The organism is Solwaraspora sp. WMMD1047 (assembly GCF_029626155.1).
In the GTDB taxonomy this organism is placed as follows: Bacteria; Actinomycetota; Actinomycetes; order Mycobacteriales; family Micromonosporaceae; genus WMMD1047.
The window spans coordinates 5,205,175-5,220,801 of the sequence record NZ_JARUBL010000001.1 but is presented as its reverse complement, the minus strand read 5'-3'; the positions used below and the strand labels follow the sequence as shown (position 1 = coordinate 5,220,801).

18 protein-coding genes and 1 pseudogene are annotated in these 15,627 nt (G+C 71.5%); 10 read left to right on the top strand and 9 right to left on the bottom strand.

Features of this window, described 5'->3' with window-relative positions; genetic code table 11:
- The first annotated feature begins 8 nt into the window (after positions 1 to 8).
- Complete coding sequence (locus O7627_RS23635) at positions 9 to 1,085, top strand: ATP-binding cassette domain-containing protein (protein WP_278095672.1); 1,077 nt, start codon at positions 9 to 11, stop codon at positions 1,083 to 1,085.
- On the opposite strand, the gene O7627_RS23630 is transcribed toward O7627_RS23635, so the two are convergent.
- Positions 1,069 to 1,656, bottom strand: a complete 588-nt coding sequence (locus O7627_RS23630) for an XRE family transcriptional regulator (RefSeq protein ID WP_278095671.1) — start codon at positions 1,654 to 1,656, stop codon at positions 1,069 to 1,071. The genes O7627_RS23635 and O7627_RS23630 overlap by 17 nt on opposite strands.
- Before the next feature lie 54 nt (positions 1,657 to 1,710).
- Between O7627_RS23630 and O7627_RS23625 the strand changes: the two genes are divergently transcribed.
- Both O7627_RS23625 and O7627_RS23620 read left to right on the top strand, forming a co-directional pair.
- Positions 1,711 to 2,478, top strand: a complete 768-nt coding sequence (locus O7627_RS23625; RefSeq protein ID WP_278095670.1) for an AzlC family ABC transporter permease — start codon at positions 1,711 to 1,713, stop codon at positions 2,476 to 2,478.
- Complete coding sequence (locus O7627_RS23620; protein WP_278095669.1) at positions 2,475 to 2,810, top strand: AzlD domain-containing protein; 336 nt, start codon at positions 2,475 to 2,477, stop codon at positions 2,808 to 2,810. The genes O7627_RS23625 and O7627_RS23620 overlap by 4 nt, the downstream gene beginning before the upstream one ends.
- Before the next feature lie 15 nt (positions 2,811 to 2,825).
- Here O7627_RS23620 and O7627_RS23615 read toward each other — a convergent pair whose 3' ends face one another.
- The 3 genes from O7627_RS23615 to nadA all read right to left on the bottom strand — a co-directional run bounded on the left by O7627_RS23615 (position 2,826) and on the right by nadA (position 6,231).
- Entirely contained in the window at positions 2,826 to 3,434 is a 609-nt protein-coding gene (locus O7627_RS23615; RefSeq protein WP_278095668.1) for a DUF3043 domain-containing protein, read from the bottom strand.
- A gap of 64 nt (positions 3,435 to 3,498) precedes the next feature.
- On the bottom strand, positions 3,499 to 4,854 hold the full coding sequence (murA, locus tag O7627_RS23610) for a UDP-N-acetylglucosamine 1-carboxyvinyltransferase (protein ID WP_278095667.1): 1,356 nt from the start codon (positions 4,852 to 4,854) through the stop codon (positions 3,499 to 3,501).
- Between the two features lie 207 nt (positions 4,855 to 5,061).
- A complete protein-coding gene (gene nadA / locus O7627_RS23605) occupies positions 5,062 to 6,231 on the bottom strand; it encodes a quinolinate synthase NadA (RefSeq protein ID WP_278095666.1) in 1,170 nt (389 codons plus the stop codon).
- Between the two features lie 67 nt (positions 6,232 to 6,298).
- Here nadA and O7627_RS23600 point away from each other — a divergent pair, with 67 nt between their 5' ends.
- From O7627_RS23600 to O7627_RS23580, 5 genes are all read left to right on the top strand, one after another.
- A complete protein-coding gene (locus O7627_RS23600; protein WP_278095665.1) occupies positions 6,299 to 7,450 on the top strand; it encodes a glycerate kinase in 1,152 nt (383 codons plus the stop codon).
- A gap of 173 nt (positions 7,451 to 7,623) precedes the next feature.
- Positions 7,624 to 8,001 (top strand): iron-sulfur cluster insertion protein ErpA, encoded by a 378-nt coding sequence (gene erpA / locus O7627_RS23595; RefSeq protein ID WP_278095664.1) that lies wholly within the window; start codon positions 7,624 to 7,626, stop codon positions 7,999 to 8,001.
- A gap of 114 nt (positions 8,002 to 8,115) precedes the next feature.
- On the top strand, positions 8,116 to 9,093 hold the full coding sequence (locus tag O7627_RS23590) for a carbohydrate kinase family protein (protein ID WP_278095663.1): 978 nt from the start codon (positions 8,116 to 8,118) through the stop codon (positions 9,091 to 9,093).
- 129 nt (positions 9,094 to 9,222) lie between these two features.
- Positions 9,223 to 10,350, top strand: coding sequence for an ImmA/IrrE family metallo-endopeptidase (locus O7627_RS23585; RefSeq protein ID WP_278095662.1), 1,128 nt, complete (start codon positions 9,223 to 9,225; stop codon positions 10,348 to 10,350).
- 2 nt (positions 10,351 to 10,352) lie between these two features.
- Positions 10,353 to 10,895: a hypothetical protein gene (locus O7627_RS23580; protein WP_278095661.1), complete on the top strand. Its 543-nt coding sequence runs from the start codon at positions 10,353 to 10,355 to the stop codon at positions 10,893 to 10,895.
- A gap of 24 nt (positions 10,896 to 10,919) precedes the next feature.
- Here O7627_RS23580 and O7627_RS23575 read toward each other — a convergent pair whose 3' ends face one another.
- The 4 genes and pseudogenes from O7627_RS23575 to O7627_RS23560 form a co-directional block, all read right to left on the bottom strand.
- Positions 10,920 to 11,123 (bottom strand): DUF397 domain-containing protein, encoded by a 204-nt coding sequence (locus tag O7627_RS23575; RefSeq protein WP_278095660.1) that lies wholly within the window; start codon positions 11,121 to 11,123, stop codon positions 10,920 to 10,922.
- 14 nt (positions 11,124 to 11,137) lie between these two features.
- Positions 11,138 to 11,650 (bottom strand): annotated as a pseudogene (locus O7627_RS23570) (DUF5753 domain-containing protein); the annotation flags it as partial.
- A 401-nt stretch (positions 11,651 to 12,051) separates the two neighbouring features.
- The gene (locus O7627_RS23565; RefSeq protein WP_278098407.1) at positions 12,052 to 12,267 is read right to left on the bottom strand and encodes a sulfurtransferase TusA family protein; all 216 of its coding nucleotides are present in this window, start codon (positions 12,265 to 12,267) and stop codon (positions 12,052 to 12,054) included.
- Between the two features lie 107 nt (positions 12,268 to 12,374).
- Positions 12,375 to 13,634 carry an aminotransferase class V-fold PLP-dependent enzyme gene (locus O7627_RS23560; RefSeq protein ID WP_278098406.1) on the bottom strand — a complete coding sequence of 420 codons (1,260 nt, stop codon included), beginning with the start codon at positions 13,632 to 13,634 and terminating at the stop codon, positions 12,375 to 12,377.
- Positions 13,635 to 13,937: 303 nt separating this feature from the next.
- Between O7627_RS23560 and coxB the strand changes: the two genes are divergently transcribed.
- Entirely contained in the window at positions 13,938 to 14,855 is a 918-nt protein-coding gene (coxB, locus tag O7627_RS23555; RefSeq protein WP_278098405.1) for a cytochrome c oxidase subunit II, read from the top strand.
- 10 nt (positions 14,856 to 14,865) lie between these two features.
- Positions 14,866 to 15,291 carry a cytochrome c oxidase subunit 4 gene (locus O7627_RS23550; protein WP_278095659.1) on the top strand — a complete coding sequence of 142 codons (426 nt, stop codon included), beginning with the start codon at positions 14,866 to 14,868 and terminating at the stop codon, positions 15,289 to 15,291.
- A 77-nt stretch (positions 15,292 to 15,368) separates the two neighbouring features.
- Here the strand turns inward: O7627_RS23550 and O7627_RS23545 are convergent, their stop codons facing one another.
- Entirely contained in the window at positions 15,369 to 15,590 is a 222-nt protein-coding gene (locus O7627_RS23545; RefSeq protein ID WP_278095658.1) for a hypothetical protein, read from the bottom strand.
- Between the last annotated feature and the right edge of the window lie 37 nt (positions 15,591 to 15,627).

The following is a 15,627-nucleotide window of genomic DNA, read 5'->3' as shown; positions in this document are numbered from 1 at the left end:
AGCGGCAGATGACGGAGCCGGTGGTCGAGCTGCGCGGGCTGCGCAAGGACTTCGTGGTACGGGTCCGCGACGGGCGGTTGCGACGCCGCAACCGGGTGATCGCGGCGGTGGACGGCGTCGACCTGGCCGTGGAGCGCGGTGAGATGGTCGGCTACATCGGCCCGAACGGGGCCGGCAAGTCCACCACCCTGAAGATGCTCACCGGGGTGCTGACCCCGTCGGCCGGCCACGTCCGGGTCTGCGGGCTCGCGCCGGTGCCGCAGCGGACCCGGCTCGCGCGGCGGATCGGCGTGGTCTTCGGCCAGCGGTCCCAGCTCTGGTGGGACCTGCAGCTGCGGGACTCGTTCGACCTGCTGCGGCACATCTACCGGGTGCCGGCGGCCGAGCACGCCGCCCGGCTGCGCCGCTGCCGCGACCTGCTCGACCTGGGCGGCTTCCTCGACGTCCCGGTCCGGCAGCTCTCCCTCGGCCAGCGGATGCGCGGCGAGTTGACGGCCGCGTTGCTGCACGGGCCGGCGGTGCTCTTCCTCGACGAACCGACGATCGGCCTGGACGTGCTGAGCAAGCAGGCCGTCCGGAGCTTCCTGGCCGAGCTGGGTCGGGCCGGCGACACCACGCTGCTGCTCACCACGCACGACCTGGCCGACATCGAACGGCTCTGCCGGCGGCTGGTGGTGATCGACCATGGCCGGGTGGTGCACGACGGTTCGATCGAGGCGCTGCACGCCCGGTACGGCACGCGCCGGCTGGTGGTGGTCGACCTGGACGAGCCGCTCGCGCGGACGCCGGAGCTACCCGGTGCCCCGGTCAGCCGGGTGGCGGCCGACGGCCGCCGGTTGGTGCTGGCCTGCGAGTCGATGACCGCGGCGCAGGTGGTGTCGCGGCTGTCCGGGCTGGCCGCCCTGCGCGACATCTCCATCGTCGAGCCGGACATCGAGGAGGTGGTGGCCCGGCTCTACGGCGAGCCGGCCGGCGGCGAGCAAGCTGGCAGGGTCGAGCTGGCCGGCGACCGCGACGAGCGGGCCGGCCGCGGTGGCCCGGCCGGTGGCGGATCGGGGTCGGCGCCGGTCAGGGGTGCTCCATGACGAGCACCGCGAACGTTCCGGGGGTCAGGGCCTCGTACCGGTGGGACAGGTCGCCGGCGAAGGTGGCGTAGTCGCCGGGGCCGAGCTCGACCGGTTCGGTGGCCGGTCCGGCCCGCAACCGGCCGGCGGCGACGACCAGGTGCTCGACGCTGCCCGGGGTGTGCGCCTCGGCGGCCCGGACCGCCCCGGGCTCCAGCTCGATCAGGTAGATGTCGCGGCGGGCGTGCGGTGACCCGGCCGACAGCAGCGTTCCGGCGAAGTCGGCGTGGTCGGAGCGTAGCCGCGGGCCCTCGCCGGCCCGGATCACCTTCACCACCGGCGCGGGCTGCTCCACCAGTCGGCTGAACGGCACGCCGAGCGCGACGCCGAGCGCCCAGACCGTCTCGACGCTGGGGTTGCCGGTGCCGGCCTCCAGTTGGGAGAGGGTGGACTTGGCGATGCCAGCCCGTCGGGCCAGCTCGGCGAGGGAGATCCCGGCCCGCTCGCGTTCCCGGCGTAGCGCGGCGGCGATGGTGGCCACCGGCGAACCGGTCGCCGGGGAGGTCTCGGCCGGGGAGATCGTTCGGTCCATCGGTCGTTCCGTTCGTCTTGACGAACATGGGGGCGTGCGTTCATCATACTGAACATGCGTACGGTAGAGCGAACGCCGGATGCCGGGTTGGTCCGTGACGCCGGCGCAATCAGTCTCGCCGCGCTGGCGATCGGACTCTCCTTCGGTGCCATCGCGGTCGGCGCCGGGATACCCGGCTGGCTCGCGGTCCTGATGTCGGTCGTCGTCTTCGCCGGCGGCTCCCAGTTCATGGCCGTCGGCCTGCTGTCGGCCGGCAATCCGGTGGCGGCCGTCCTGGCCGGTCTGCTGCTCAACGCACGGCACCTGCCGTTCGCCCTCACCGTCGGCGGGTTGCTCGGCAAGCGGCTACGGACCCGGTTGATCGGCAGCCACCTGCTGATCGACGAGTCGGTCGCGTTCGCCCTCGCCCAGCCGGACGGTCCGGGCCGGCGGCGGGCGTACTGGCTCACCGGCGGCACGCTCTTCATCACCTGGAACATCGGCACCGTCCTAGGCGTCCTGCTCGGCAACGTCGCCGGTGACCCGGACCTGCTCGGACTGGACGCCGCCTTCCCGGCCGGGCTGCTGGCCCTGCTGCTGCCGTCGCTGCGCGACCCGGACACCCGGCGGGTGGCGGTGGCCGGCGCCGTCATCGCGGTGCTGACCACGCCGCTGCTCCCGGCCGGCCTGCCGGTGCTGCTGGCGCTGGCCGGTCTCGGACTGCTGGTGCTCCGCCGCCGACCCCCCGACCCGACCGGACCGGCCCCGGCCGGACCCGACCCGGCCGGAAACGGGCCGACCGGAGCCGAACCGATCGACGTGTCCGAGGCGGGGGCCCGATGAACCAGCTGCCGCTTTCGACGTCGACACTGGTCGCGGCCGTGCTGGCGCTGGCCGTCGGGACGTACGCGTTCCGGCTGGCTGGGGTGCTCCTGCGCGACCGGCTGGATCTGCCCGACTGGCTACGGCGGATGCTGCCGATCGGGGCGGCCGCCCTGCTCGCGGCGCTGGCCGCCACGGCGGCGCTGACCGAGGGGAGCGGGTTCGCCGGCGTCGCCCGGCCGGCGGGCGTGCTGGTCGGGGTGGCACTGGCCTGGCGGCGGGCGCCGTTCGTGGCGGTGGTGGTCGCCGCCGCCGCGACCACCGCGCTGCTCAGACTGGCCGGCGTGCCCTGACCGGCCGGGCGCGGTTCAGATCTTGTCGCCGATGTTGACCTGGGGGACCGGTGCCCGCATCCGGCGGAACGTGATCGCCCGCATGATCGCGTAGAGGTAGAGCGAGCCCATCCGCTGGTCGGTGCGGGGGTAGCGCGCCAGCACCAGCTTCTTGACCTTGCGCGCGATCAGGACCGAGTCGATCACCACGGCGAACGCCAGGCTGGCCCAGAGCAGGTTCGACACCAACCGGACCACCGGCGGCATCGTGGGGGAGGAACCCAGCAGCACCACCAGCGCGCCGCCGAAGAACCAGGTGCCGACGGTACGCCGGGAGTCGACCACGTTGCGGGCCAGCAGCCGCTCCGGCCCCCGGTCCCGGGGGCCGCCCTCGCGGCGGAACTCGGACGCCGCCTCGGCCCGCGCCGCGCGGCGCCGCTCCCTGGCCTCCTGCTTGGTCAGCGGCTTGCTGTCGGTGACCGGCCGTCGGCCGGCGGCCGGCCGCTTCGGGGTGGCCACGCCCAGCTCCTTCTTGCTCGGCGTGTATCCCCTGGGCCGGGTGGCGGCGGCTTCCTCCTCGACCGGCACCTCGGTGACGGCCTCGTCGACGAGGTCGGTGGACTTGCGGCGAAAGAGCGAAGGCACGGGTGAAGGGTAGCCAAGGCCGGGCCGGGACCGCACATCGCGGTCCCGGCCGGACCTGCCGGCGTTACAGCCGCTCGACGTGTGCGCCCAGCGCGGACAGCTTCGCCTCGAAGTCCTCGTACCCCCGGTTGATCAGGTCGACGCCGTAGACCCGGGAGGTGCCCTCGGCGGCCAGCGCCGCGATCAGGTGGCTGAACCCGGCCCGCAGGTCGGGAATCACCAGGTCCGCCGCGTGCAGTTTGCTCGGGCCGGCGATCACCGCGGAGTGCCGGAAGTTGCGGCGCCCGAACCGGCACGGGGTGCCGCCCAGGCAGTCCCGGTAGACCTGGATGGTGGCCCCCATCGTGTTGAGCGCCTCGGTGTAGCCCAGCCGCTGCTCGTACACGGTCTCGTGCACGATCGACAGGCCCCGGGCCTGGGTCAGCGCCACCACCAGCGGCTGCTGCCAGTCGGTCATGAAGCCGGGGTGCACGTCGGTTTCCAGGGCCACCGCCCGCAACTCGCCGCCCGGGTGCCAGAACCGGATGCCGCCCTCGACGCCGGACCCGCCGCCGCGGGGCGGGCGGGCGTCGGTCACCTCGTACGCGCCGCCGACCGACCGGAACACGTTGAGGAAGGTCATCATGTCGACCTGCTCGGCGCCGAGCACCTGCACGTCGCCGCGGGTCGCCAGCGCGGCCGCGGCCCAGCTCGCGGCCTCGATCCGGTCCGGGATCGGGCGGTGCGAGTAGCCGCTGAGCTTCGGTACGCCCTGGATCTCGATCACCCGGTCGGTGTGCACCTTGATGATCGCGCCCATCTTCTGCAGGATGCAGATCAGGTCGATGATCTCCGGTTCGACGGCGGCGTTGCGCAGTTCGGTCACGCCGTCGGCCAGCACGGCGGTCAGCAGCACCTGCTCGGTGGCGCCGACGCTCGGGTACGGCAGCGCGAACTTGGTGCCGTGCAGCCCGTTCGGGGCGGTCAGGTGCAGGCCCTCGGGGGTCTTCTCGACAAGCGCGCCGAACTCGCGCAGCGCCTGCATGTGGAAGTCGATCGGGCGGGGCCCGATGTGGCAGCCGCCCAGGTCCGGGATGAACGCGTGGCCGAGCCGGTGCAGCAGCGGTCCGCAGAACAGGATCGGGATCCGGCTCGACCCGGCGTGCACATTGATCTCGTCGGTCGAGGCGCTCTCCACGTTGGCCGGGTCGAAGACCAACTCGCCGTCCTCGTCTCCGTCGGTCACCTTGACCCCGTGCAGTTCGAGCAGTCCGCGGACCACCTCGACGTCGCGGATGCGCGGTACGTCGAACAGCCGGCTGGGCTTGTCGCCGAGCAGGCTGGCGACCATCGCCTTGGAGACCAGGTTCTTGGCGCCGCGGACCCGGATCTGCCCGGTGAGGGGTGAACCTCCGTGTACGACCAGGACATCGTCGGTCAACGCAAACCTCCAGCGGTCATGCTTGCTGTTCGAACAGAGCGGGGGTGGGTACGGCGAGCGCTCTCGGACCCCGGGCAGCATAGCCCTCCGTGACGGGGTTGCGCCCGGCAAGCGGCATTTCGTGGCACGAAACGGGGAGCTCGCCCCTAATCCGTACATTAGTCGTCACTCAAAGTGACGAAAGGTTGACGACCCGCTGGCCGTCGATCAGGGCAGGGCGAGCATCTGGTCCAGCGCCACGCGGGCGTGATGGGCGGTGTCGGGGTCCACCGTGATCTGGTTGACCACCCGGCCCGCCACCAGCTCCTCCAGCGCCCAGACCAGGTGCGGCAGGTCGATCCGGTTCATCGTCGAGCAGTAGCAGACCGCCCGGTCCAGGAACATGATCTGCTTGTCCGGGTGGGCCTGGGCCAGCCGGCGAACCAGGTTCAGCTCGGTGCCCACCGCCCAGGCCGAGCCGGCGGGCGCGGCCTCGATGGTGCGGATGATGTATTCCGTGGAGCCGACCTGGTCGGCCGCGGTCACCACCTCGTAGCGGCACTCCGGGTGGACCAGCACGTTCACCCCGGGCACCCGCATCCGGACCTCGTTGACGCTGCTCAGGGTGAACCGGCCGTGCACCGAGCAGTGCCCGCGCCAGAGGATCATCTTGGCCTCCCGCAGCTGGGCGGCGGTGAGCCCACCGCCCGGCTTGTGCGGGTCGTAGAGCACGCAGTCGTCGGCGTCCAGGCCCATCTCGAGGACGGCGGTGTTGCGCCCCAGGTGCTGGTCGGGCAGGAACAGCACCCGCTGGCCGCGCTCGAACGCCCAGTCCAGGGCCCGCCGCGCGTTCGAGGAGGTGCAGACCACCCCGCCGTTGCGGCCGACGAAGCCCTTGATGTCGGCGGACGAGTTCATGTACGTCACCGGGACCGTCGAGCCGGCGATGCCCAGGTCGGTGAGGGTGTCCCAGGCGGTCTCGACCTGCGGCAGGGCGGCCATGTCGGCCATCGAACAGCCGGCGGCCAGGTCCGGCAGGATGACCCGCTGCGCGTCGCTGGTGAGGATGTCCGCGCTCTCGGCCATGAAGTGCACGCCGCAGAAGACGATGAACTCCGCCTCCGGCCGGGCCGCGGCCTCCCGGGCCAGCTTGAACGAGTCGCCGGTGACGTCGGCGAACTGGATCACCTCGTCGCGCTGGTAGTGGTGACCGAGCACGAACAGCTTCTCGCCGAGCGCTTCCTTGGCCGCCGTCGCGCGGGCCACCAGATCGGGGTCGCTGGGCGGCGGCAGCTCGCCGGGGCACTCGACGCCGCGCTCGGAGCTCGGGTCGCTGCCCCGGCCCAGCAGCAGCAGGGCGGTGGCGGTGTTCGAGGGCTCTACCCAGGTCGAGGTCACCCATTCATGGTCCCATAATGAGACCCTTTCGCGGTCCGCTGCGGTGTGGCCTGCCACACTGCCGGACATGCGGGTTCTGGTCTGTCCGGACAAATTCGCCGGCACCCTGTCGGCCCCCGACGCGGCGGCGGCGGTCGTCGACGGCTGGCGCTTGGCGGCCCCCGACGACCAACTCGTGGCCCGGCCGCTCTCCGACGGCGGCCCCGGGTTCGTGGCGGTGCTCGCCGGTGCGCTGCCGGACGCCCGGCTGCTGCCGGTGGCGACCGTCGACCCGATCGGCCGCCCGGTCAAGGGTGAGATCCTGCTCACCGCCGACGCCGCCGGCGTGCCCACCGGCTACCTGGAGAGCGCCCAGGCGTGCGGGCTGCACCTGCTCACCGAGGCCGAGCGGGACCCGAAGGCGACCACCTCGTACGGGCTCGGGCTGCTGCTCGCCGCGGCGGTGGAGGCCGGCGCCCGCCGGGTGGTGATCGGCCTGGGCGGATCGGCGGTCAACGACGGCGGAGCCGGCCTGCTCGCCGCGCTCACCGCCGCCCCGCTGGACGAGGCGGGCTTCGCCCTGCCGTACGGCGGCGCCCCGCTGGCCGCGGTGGCCGGGCTTGCCGGGCCGCCCCGGCTGCGCGGGGTCGAGCTGGTCGCCGCCACCGACGTCGACAACCCGCTCACCGGCCTGCACGGCGCGTCGAACGTGTTCGGCCCGCAGAAGGGCGCCTCCCGCGCTGACGTGCTGCTGCTGGACGCCGCGCTGGCACGGTTCGCCACCGTGCTGGAGCGGGAACTGCCGACCTGCCCGCCGGAGCTGGCCAGCCGGCCCGGGGCCGGTGCGGCCGGCGGGCTGGGTGCCGCGGTGCTCGCCCTCGGTGGCCGGTGCGAGTCGGGGATCGCGCTGGTCAGCGCGTTGATCGGGCTCGCGGCGGAGTTGGACGCGGCGGACCTGGTGATCACCGGCGAGGGGTCGTTCGACCACCAGTCGCTGCGCGGGAAGGTGGTGGCCGGGGTGGCCGGCGCGGCCCGGGACCGGGGACTGCCCTGCGTGGTGCTGGCCGGCCGGGTGAGCACCGGCCGCCGGGAGGCGGCGGCCGCCGGGGTAACCGAGGCACACAGCCTGGTGGACCACTTCGGGGGCGCCGAACACGGCGGGTTGGAGCGGGCCATCCAGCGGCCGGCCCAGGGCCTGCGGGAGCTGGCGGAGCGGCTGGCCCGGCAGTGGAGCCGCTGATTAGGCCCATATGCCGCTTCAGGTGGCAAAGCCGGCAGGGCTTCGCTCGGTGACCGGGTGACATCGGCCGCATCGGCGTACGATCGATCAGAGCCCGATTGGGAATCACCGGCCAGACGGATAGCGTTGGCCAGTACGGACATAGACCGCACCGTCGCAGGGGAGACTTCCACGTGACCACGCCAGCGCAGACCGAGTCGACTGAGACGACCGGGGCCGCGGCCCCGACCACCGTCGTGCTCAGCGATGTCGCGGCCGAGAAGGTCAAGGCCCTGATCGAGCAGGAGGGCCGCGATGACCTGCGGCTGCGGGTCGCCGTGCAGCCGGGCGGCTGTTCCGGCCTGAGGTACCAGCTCTTCTTCGACGAGCGCTCGCTCGACGGCGACATCGTCAACGACTTCGGCGGCGTCGAGGTGGTCGTCGACCGGATGAGCGCGCCGTACCTGACCGGGGCGACCATCGACTTCGCCGACCGGATCGACGCCCAGGGCTTCACCATCGACAACCCGAACGCGCAGAACTCCTGCGCCTGCGGCGACTCGTTCCACTGAGTCGACCGGCTCGACACCCTCGGGGCGAGCACTGACCGAGTGACGACGAGCGGCCTACCGGACCGGTAGGCTGTCTCGTCGCCAGTGCCTCCCGTCTCGACCTTGAGGGCCGACATGAAGATCGCCGTTACCGGCTCGATCGCCACCGATCATCTGATGCACTTCCCCGGGAAGTTCGCCGATCAGCTGATCGCCGACCAACTGCACCAGGTGTCGCTCTCCTTCCTCGTCGACGACCTGGTGTTGCGTCGCGGCGGGGTGGCGGCCAACATCGCGTTCGGAATGGCGCAGCTTGGTCTCAGCCCGGTGCTGCTCGGCGCGGTCGGCGCCGACTTCGCCGACTACCGCTCCTGGCTGGAGCGGCACGGGGTGGACTGCGACTCGGTGCACGTCAGCGAGATCGCCCACACCGCGCGGTTCGTCTGCACCACCGACACCGACATGTGCCAGATCGCCTCCTTCTACGCCGGGGCGATGAGCGAGGCCCGCAACATCGAGCTGGCTCCCGTCGCCGACCGGGTCGGCGGCCTGGACCTGGTGCTGGTCAGCGCCAACGACCCCGAGGCGATGCTGCGCCACTCGCAGGAGTGCCGGGACCGGGGCTACGCCTTCGCCGCCGACCCGTCCCAGCAGCTCGCCCGGATGCCCGGCGAGGACGTGGTCTCGCTTATCGACGGCGCCGACTACCTGATGACGAACGACTACGAGAAGTCGCTGCTGCAGTCGAAGGCCGGTCTCTCCGACGCCCAGCTGCTGGACCGGGTCAGGGTCCGGGTGACCACGCTCGGCAAGCGTGGGGTGGAGATCGCCGGCCGGGACTTCGACCCGATCCACGTGCCGATCGCCCGGGAGATCCAGGCCACTGACCCGACCGGCGTCGGCGACGGCTTCCGGGCCGGCTTCTTCACGGCGCTGAGCTGGGGCCTCGGCCTGGAACGGGCGGCCCAGGTCGGCTCGCTGCTGGCCACCCTGGTCCTGGAAACCATCGGAACCCAGGAGTACGAGGTCCGCGGCGACCTCTTCGTCAAGCGCCTCGCCGAGTCCTACGGCGACGAGTGCGCCGAAGAGGTCCGCCCCCACCTCCCCGCCTGACCCGACGTCGCTGGCAAGTGCACTGAGGCTTTACGGCCGAGCGCAGCCAGTGAACTCATTCGCACGATAGGAGCTACAGGCTATCCTTGATGAGTGCGAAAAGCGCACCAGCACCGAGGAGAGTTGTCCATGGCAAGTGCACGGCTGCGGAGCTGGGTGGAGGTGGGCGGCCGAATCGCGACGGCGCGAGAGCGGGCTGGCTTCACTCAACGTGAGCTTGCCGAGCGACTCGGGATCCACCGGTCGGCGATGACCCGGATAGAGCTTGGACAGCGTCAAGTCGACGCCTTGGAACTCGCCCGGATCGCCGACGTACTCGGGCGGACGGTCGAATGGTTCGTCAGCGAGGCACCGGGCACGATCGCGAGTCATCGCGCCAACCTGAGCGTCGACCAGGACGCGCAACGGTTGGAGGATGAGCTCGAGCGGGCCGGTCGAGATGTGGAACTGCTCAGGGACGTCGGCACACTGGCCTTGCCGGAGGCGCGTCTGCCCTCAGGCGTGAGCACGTTGGCGGAGGCTGAGGCGGGTGCGGCCGAGGCGCGGGTGATGCTGGGATGCGGCGATGGTCCACTCATCGATCTGCAACAGCTGATCGAGCAGTTGGGGCTACTGGCGTTCTCGATCGACCTCGGACCTGGGGTGATTGACGGAGGCTACGTCCGGATCGACGGACTCGGTGTCGCTCTCATCAACGGGTCGGCCGACCCCGGCCGGCGGAGGTTCAATCTCGCACACGAGCTGGGTCACCATCTACTCGCGGATGAGTACACCGTGGACTTCGGTCTCGGTACCAGCAGATCCGATCGCGAAGCTCTGATCAACGCCTTCGCCATCCACTTCCTGATGCCGGGTCAAGCGATGCGATCGCGGTGGGAAGAGCTGTCGGATGGCCGGGGCAACCCTCGTCATCGGCTGATCGCCTTGGCGGCCGCGTACCGGGTCAGTTGGTCGGCGGCGGTATCGCACGCCCACACCCTGGGTCTGCTGTCCCGTGCCGAGTTCGACATGCTCAGGCACCAGCGTCCGACTGCTGGCGACTACCTCGAGGTGGGGGTTCGTTTCGAGGAAGAGCTTCGTCCGGTCGCCCTGCCACCGGCCTACTCCCAGGCCGCGATGCGCGCCTACCGCCGCGGTGTGATCAGTGGCGACCGTGCGGTGGAGTTGCTCCGGCGGACAGTGCCCACGGACGAATTACCCACTCCGCACGAGATGCCGATTGAAGCCCTCGTTGCGGAGTTCGAGGACGTCGGCTGATCATGTCCAAGGGGGTGGTGGTTTTCGACACGAGCCCGCTGAGTCACTTCGCCCGCGCCGGTGAGTTGCCCGCGCTCAAGGAGCTGGTCGATGACTTCGACTGCGTGACCACCAAGGCAGTGCGCGGCGAGCTGCGGAAGGGAGCTCGGGAACATCCGGCGCTGCAGACGGCGCTGGACCTGGACTGGATCGAAACCGTTCCGTGTGACGATCTTGAGGAACTCTACCTGTTCGGCCAGTACATGAACCGACTCGGCAACTTCGAGCGTAACGCCGGTGAGGCATCGGTGCTGGCATGGGCCGAGGCGCACGCGGCAGCCGCGTATGTAGATGACCAGGTCGCCTGCAATGTCGGCCGAGCCCGGGGCGTCCGGGTCCACCGCACCCTGCAGTTGGTCATCGCCGCTCTCCGGCGGGGCGTGTTCGACGAGGCCAACGCCCAAACCCTGATCGAGCGGCTCGCCGACACCGACGCTCGGTTCCCGCTAGAGGCTAGGGATAATCTGCTGGCGTGGGCTCGGACGAGGCATCCCCCACTGCTGTAGGTGCGACGGTCGAGCGGATCGTGGTTACAGAGTGTCACCTTTCCTGGCCAAGGCGGCGAGGAACCCCGTCCAGCTGGACGAGGTGAACACGAGCACTGGTCCGGAGCGGTCCTTGCTGTCCCGGACGGCCATGCCGCCGGGCCGCTGGGCGCACTCGACACAGTCGCCGTTGTTGGCGCTGCGGCTGCTGGTGAACCAGTTGGCGGTGGTCAGTTTGGGGGTGGTCACAGAGGCCTCCGGGGCTAGGCCGCGCCAGCAAGCTTCCTGATCATCGCGCGAGAATCGGCGGGCGACAGGGCGACCTGGCGCAGGTTTTCCGCCACCATGTTATAGGTCCGTACGCCGTCCGGATCCTGCACGTACATCGCCCCGTCGAGCAGTTCGGTGTAGGCGATCGGCTGGACCCGACCGAAGTCCAGCACGACGAACTTCCCCAGTGGCGTGGCGGGGTGTGGGCCGTCCTCAGGTCGAAGGATCTGGACTGTCACGTTCGGCAGTTCCGACATCCTTACCAGATGGGCGAGCTGAGCCCGTCGGGTCTGGTCCCCGTTGACCCGAAGCCGGAGTGCCGCTTCGCCGATGACCGCGTGTAGGGCCAGCGGTTCGTCGTCGGTGAGCCGTCGGGCCCGAGCCTGCCGGAACGAGACGAACCGCTCGGCGTGATCTGGTCGGACGAAGCCGGTGCCGAGCGTCAGCGCCTGGGCGTACTCCTCGGTCTGCAGCAGGCCGGGGATGACCATCGACTCGAAGACGAAGGCGGCGTCCGCCGGTCGGTGACGGTCTCGCCAGCCGGTTCAGCAGCGTCGAACGGGCACAGTGGATCCACTCGGCCGCCCGACCGACGCAACTCACCTGGATCGATCAGCCGCCGCTCGGCCTCGGCGCAACCGCCCCCGACGGCGACTGAGCGGACCAGCCGTCGATGCTGTGCCAGCCCACACCAACCTGGGCGGCAGCCAATCCCCGGCTGGCGCCGCGCGACGCCAACTCACCCTCACCCCGCGACCATTCGTGATCGCGAATGATCCGGTGCCTTGTGGGTCACCGAATCCTCCAAGATCTCTCGGGTCGGGGGGGCCGGGGTGTCGAGCCGGAGACGAAGAAGGCGAGGGCTGGCCCGGTGGCCGCCGCGCGCATCTGGCCATTGACCGTGGTGTCAGTGCCGGCGGCGGATGTCGAAGGCGGGGGCGCCGGCCACCGTCGAGGTGGCGACGAGTTCCTGGCCGCGCATCCGGCACCAAGCCGGCACGTCGATGGCCGCTGCCGGGTCATCGGCCAGCACCCGGATCACGGCGCCGACCGGCAGTTGGGGCAGCCGCCTCGCCACAGCGATCACCGGCAGCGGGCAGCGCTGCCCCAGACAGTCGATCACCTCATCCGGCTCGACGGTGGCCGGCTCCGCTGGCCCAGCCGCCTCGGCCCGCTCGGCTGGTCCGGTCGCGTGCGCTGGTCCGGTCGCCGCTGCCGGGTCGGGGGTGGTCACAGCCCCACCACGCCGGCCTCGGCGCGCAGGTCGGCGACGATGCCGGGCAGTTCGGCCAGGAACCGGTCCACCTCCTCCGCCGTGGTGTCCCGGTGCAGTGAGACCCGGATGTTGCCGTGCGAGAGCACCCCCATCGCTTCCAGCACATGCGACGGGCGCAGCGTCGAGGAGGTGCACGACGAGCCGGAGGAGACCGCGAAACCGCGCCGGTCCAGCGCGTGCAGCAGCGCCTCCCCGTCGACGTACAGGCAGGAGAAGGTGACCAGGTGCGGCAGTCGCCGCTCCGGGTCGCCGACCACCTCCACGTCCGGCACCGTGGCCGGCACCACCGCGCGGATCCGGTCGGTCAGCGCGCCGAGCCGGGCCACCTGCGCGGCCGCGTCGGCGGTCACCGCCCGCAGCGCGGCCGCGGCCGCCACGATCGCCGGCAGGTTCAACACTCCGGGGGTACGACCGGACTCCCGCTCGTCGGCCGGGTACGGCGACTCCCAGCGGGTGCCCTTGCGCACCACCAGCAGCCCAACGCCGGGCGGGCCACCCCACTTGTGGGCGCTGGCGGTGAGCAGAGACCAGCCGTCCGGCGGCGCCCCCCACGGCACCGACTGGGCCGCGTCGACATACAGCGGCACGCCGGCCGCCGCGCACGCGCCCGCCGCCTCGGCCACCGGCTGCACGGTGCCGGCCTCGTGACTGGCGCTGATCAGGGCGGCCAGCGCCACCCCCGGCCGGGCCACCGCCGCCGCCCAGGCATCCAGCTCCACCCGCCCGAGCCGGTCCACCGGCACGGAAACGACGTCCGGCCGGCCGCCGCCCGCCGGGCCATTGCTCGTCGCGCCGCCGTCTGTCGCGCCGCCGTCCGCCACGGCGGAGGCAGCCTGGCTGCCGTCTGTCGAGCCGTTGGCCGTCGCGCTGTTGGCCGTCGGACTGCTGGCCTTCGCGCTGTTGGCCGTCGGGTTGGCCTTCGCGTGTTGTTCGGCGGCGTGTAGTACCGCGGAGTGTTCGATGGCCGAGTGGACCAGGGTGCTGCCGGTGCGGCGGCGGGCGGCCAGGCCGCCGAGCACGGCCGCGTGGGCGGCCGCCGTACCGCTGGGGGTGAAGGAGAGCTCGTCGGGGCGTACCCGGAGAATTTCGGCGGTTGCGGCCCGCGCCGCGTCGAGAAGCTGGCGGGCCCGGCGGGCCTGCGCGTAGAGCTTGCCCGGGTCGGCCCAGCCGTCGGCGAGGGCGGCCAGCAGCGCCTGCCGGGCCACCGGGTGCAGTGGCGCGGCGGTGGCGGCGTCGAGATAGGCCGCCGGTGGGTTCGCGGGGGACGCCGGAACGGTCGCACGGGAAGACGCCGGAACGGTCACGTGGGAAACGGTAGCGTGCTGCTCATGGCACAAGATCCCCGACGGGCCGCCGCGCCGACCCCAGAACCGTCCGGTCTGCGCTGGTCGAGTAATCTGCGACCGTCGGTGACGCCTTTGCCGCCGGAATTGACTGATACGCCGGCGGGCGCGCTAGGGAGGCAGGACCAGGTGGGCGCAACGGGTTTGCAGGAGCGGGCCGGTGCCGGCACGCGGGTGGCCGGCACCGGACGCGGCAGGCGCCGCGGCGCCGTGCGGGCCGGCGGGCTCGTCCTCGGGGCGGGGGCGCTGCTGACCCTGCTCACCGGCTGTGATGTCGGTAAGGCGTTCGCCGGGTTCGGCTGGCCGCAGGGCGGGATCACCGACGAGGCCAACCGGATGTACGACCTCTGGATCGGGTCGGTCATCGCCGCCCTCGCGGTCGGGTTCTTCGTCTGGGGCCTGATCTTCTGGTGCATCATCCGGTACCGCAAGCGCGGCAACGAGTTGCCGGCGCAGACCCGGTTCAACATGCCGATGGAGTTCCTCTACACGATCGCGCCGATCCTGGTCGTGGCCGTGCTCTTCTACTACACCGCGATCGTGCAGACCGACGTCGACCGGCTGCGCGGCAACCCGGACGTGACCGTCGAGGTCGTGGCGTTCAAGTGGAACTGGCAGTTCAACTACCGCGACGGGGTCGGGCCGGAGGCGCAGACCGTGGCGTCCACCCTCGGCACCACCGAGGTGGTGCCGGTGCTGGTGCTGCCGACCGGCCGCAGCATCCGGTTCGAGGAGACCAGCCGGGACGTCATCCACTCGTTCTGGGTGCCGGAGATGTTGTTCAAGCGGGACGTCTTCCCGGGTGACATCCGTAACGTCTTCGAGGTGGAGGAGTTGCAGACCGAGGGGGCGTACGTCGGGCGGTGCGCCGAGCTGTGTGGCACGTACCACTCGATGATGAACTTCGAGCTGCGGGTGGTCTCACCCCAGGCGTACGACCAGTTCCTCGCGGCCAAGCAGGCCGGCGCCTCGACCCAGGACGCGCTCGCGCAGATCGGTGAGGAGCCGTTCGCGGTGACCACCAAGCCGTTCGAGACCAAGCGGGACGCGAGCAACTTCGGCAACGACAGCGCCGCCGGCGCGGGAAACTGAGGAGCCCGGCATGAAGACTGAATGGCGGCTGTTCGCGATCATCTCGGGGTTCCTGCTCTTCGCCACCTTCCTCTACGGCTTCTGGACCGAGGGCGTGGACGGGCGGGTCGAGTGGATCGGCACCACCGCGCTGACCCTGTCGTTCTTCCTCACCGCGATGTGCGGTGGCTTCTTCTGGTTCGTCTCGCGGCGGATCGATCCCCGCCCGGAGGACCGCCCGGACGCGGAGATCGCCGAGGGCGCCGGTGAGGTCGGGTTCTTCAGCCCGGGCAGCTACTGGCCGATCGGGCTGGCGTTCGCCGCCACCGTGGCCGGTCTCGGCCTGGTCTTCTGGCAGTGGTGGCTGATCGCCGCCGGCCTGATCGCCGTGATCCTGGGCGCCTGCGGGCTGCTTTTCGAGTACTACTCCGGCACCCGGCGGACCGCCGAGCACTGACGACCGCGGGGGAGCCGTCCGGTTTCCCAGGTCCAGGGCAACCGGACGGCCGGTCCGGCGTGTCAGGGGCGGCGCGGTCAGGCGGCCAGTCGCCGGCCCGGTGCGGTGTGGCGGCGGAGGCGTCGGGTGGTCCGCGGGCGGCGCTGCCGGGCCAGCGGGTCGACGCCGATCAGGATCGCCGAGCCGCATCCCGCGCAGGCCAGCTCCAGGCAGTCGGCTCCGTGGCCGTCGGCGCACGGCGGCATCTCGAACCGCCGCTCGCCTCGACAGGTTTCGCAGTGCAGCTCTCGCTCGCGCACGGGCGTCTCCTCTCGTCCGACCCGGGAATTACCCCTG

Bases quoted from the DNA above. Each gene is read 5' to 3' on its own strand.
- O7627_RS23585 (WP_278095662.1), top strand. From the start codon at position 9,223: ATGGCAAGTGCACGGCTGCGGAGCTGGGTGGAGGTGGGCGGCCGAATC.
- O7627_RS23625 (WP_278095670.1), top strand. From the start codon at position 1,711: ATGCGTACGGTAGAGCGAACGCCGGATGCCGGGTTGGTCCGTGACGCC.
- O7627_RS23590 (WP_278095663.1), top strand. From the start codon at position 8,116: ATGAAGATCGCCGTTACCGGCTCGATCGCCACCGATCATCTGATGCAC.
- O7627_RS23630 (WP_278095671.1), bottom strand. From the start codon at position 1,656: ATGGACCGAACGATCTCCCCGGCCGAGACCTCCCCGGCGACCGGTTCG.
- O7627_RS23580 (WP_278095661.1), top strand. From the start codon at position 10,353: ATGTCCAAGGGGGTGGTGGTTTTCGACACGAGCCCGCTGAGTCACTTC.
- O7627_RS23550 (WP_278095659.1), top strand. From the start codon at position 14,866: ATGAAGACTGAATGGCGGCTGTTCGCGATCATCTCGGGGTTCCTGCTC.
- O7627_RS23600 (WP_278095665.1), top strand. From the start codon at position 6,299: ATGCGGGTTCTGGTCTGTCCGGACAAATTCGCCGGCACCCTGTCGGCC.
- O7627_RS23620 (WP_278095669.1), top strand. From the start codon at position 2,475: ATGAACCAGCTGCCGCTTTCGACGTCGACACTGGTCGCGGCCGTGCTG.
- O7627_RS23635 (WP_278095672.1), top strand. From the start codon at position 9: ATGACGGAGCCGGTGGTCGAGCTGCGCGGGCTGCGCAAGGACTTCGTG.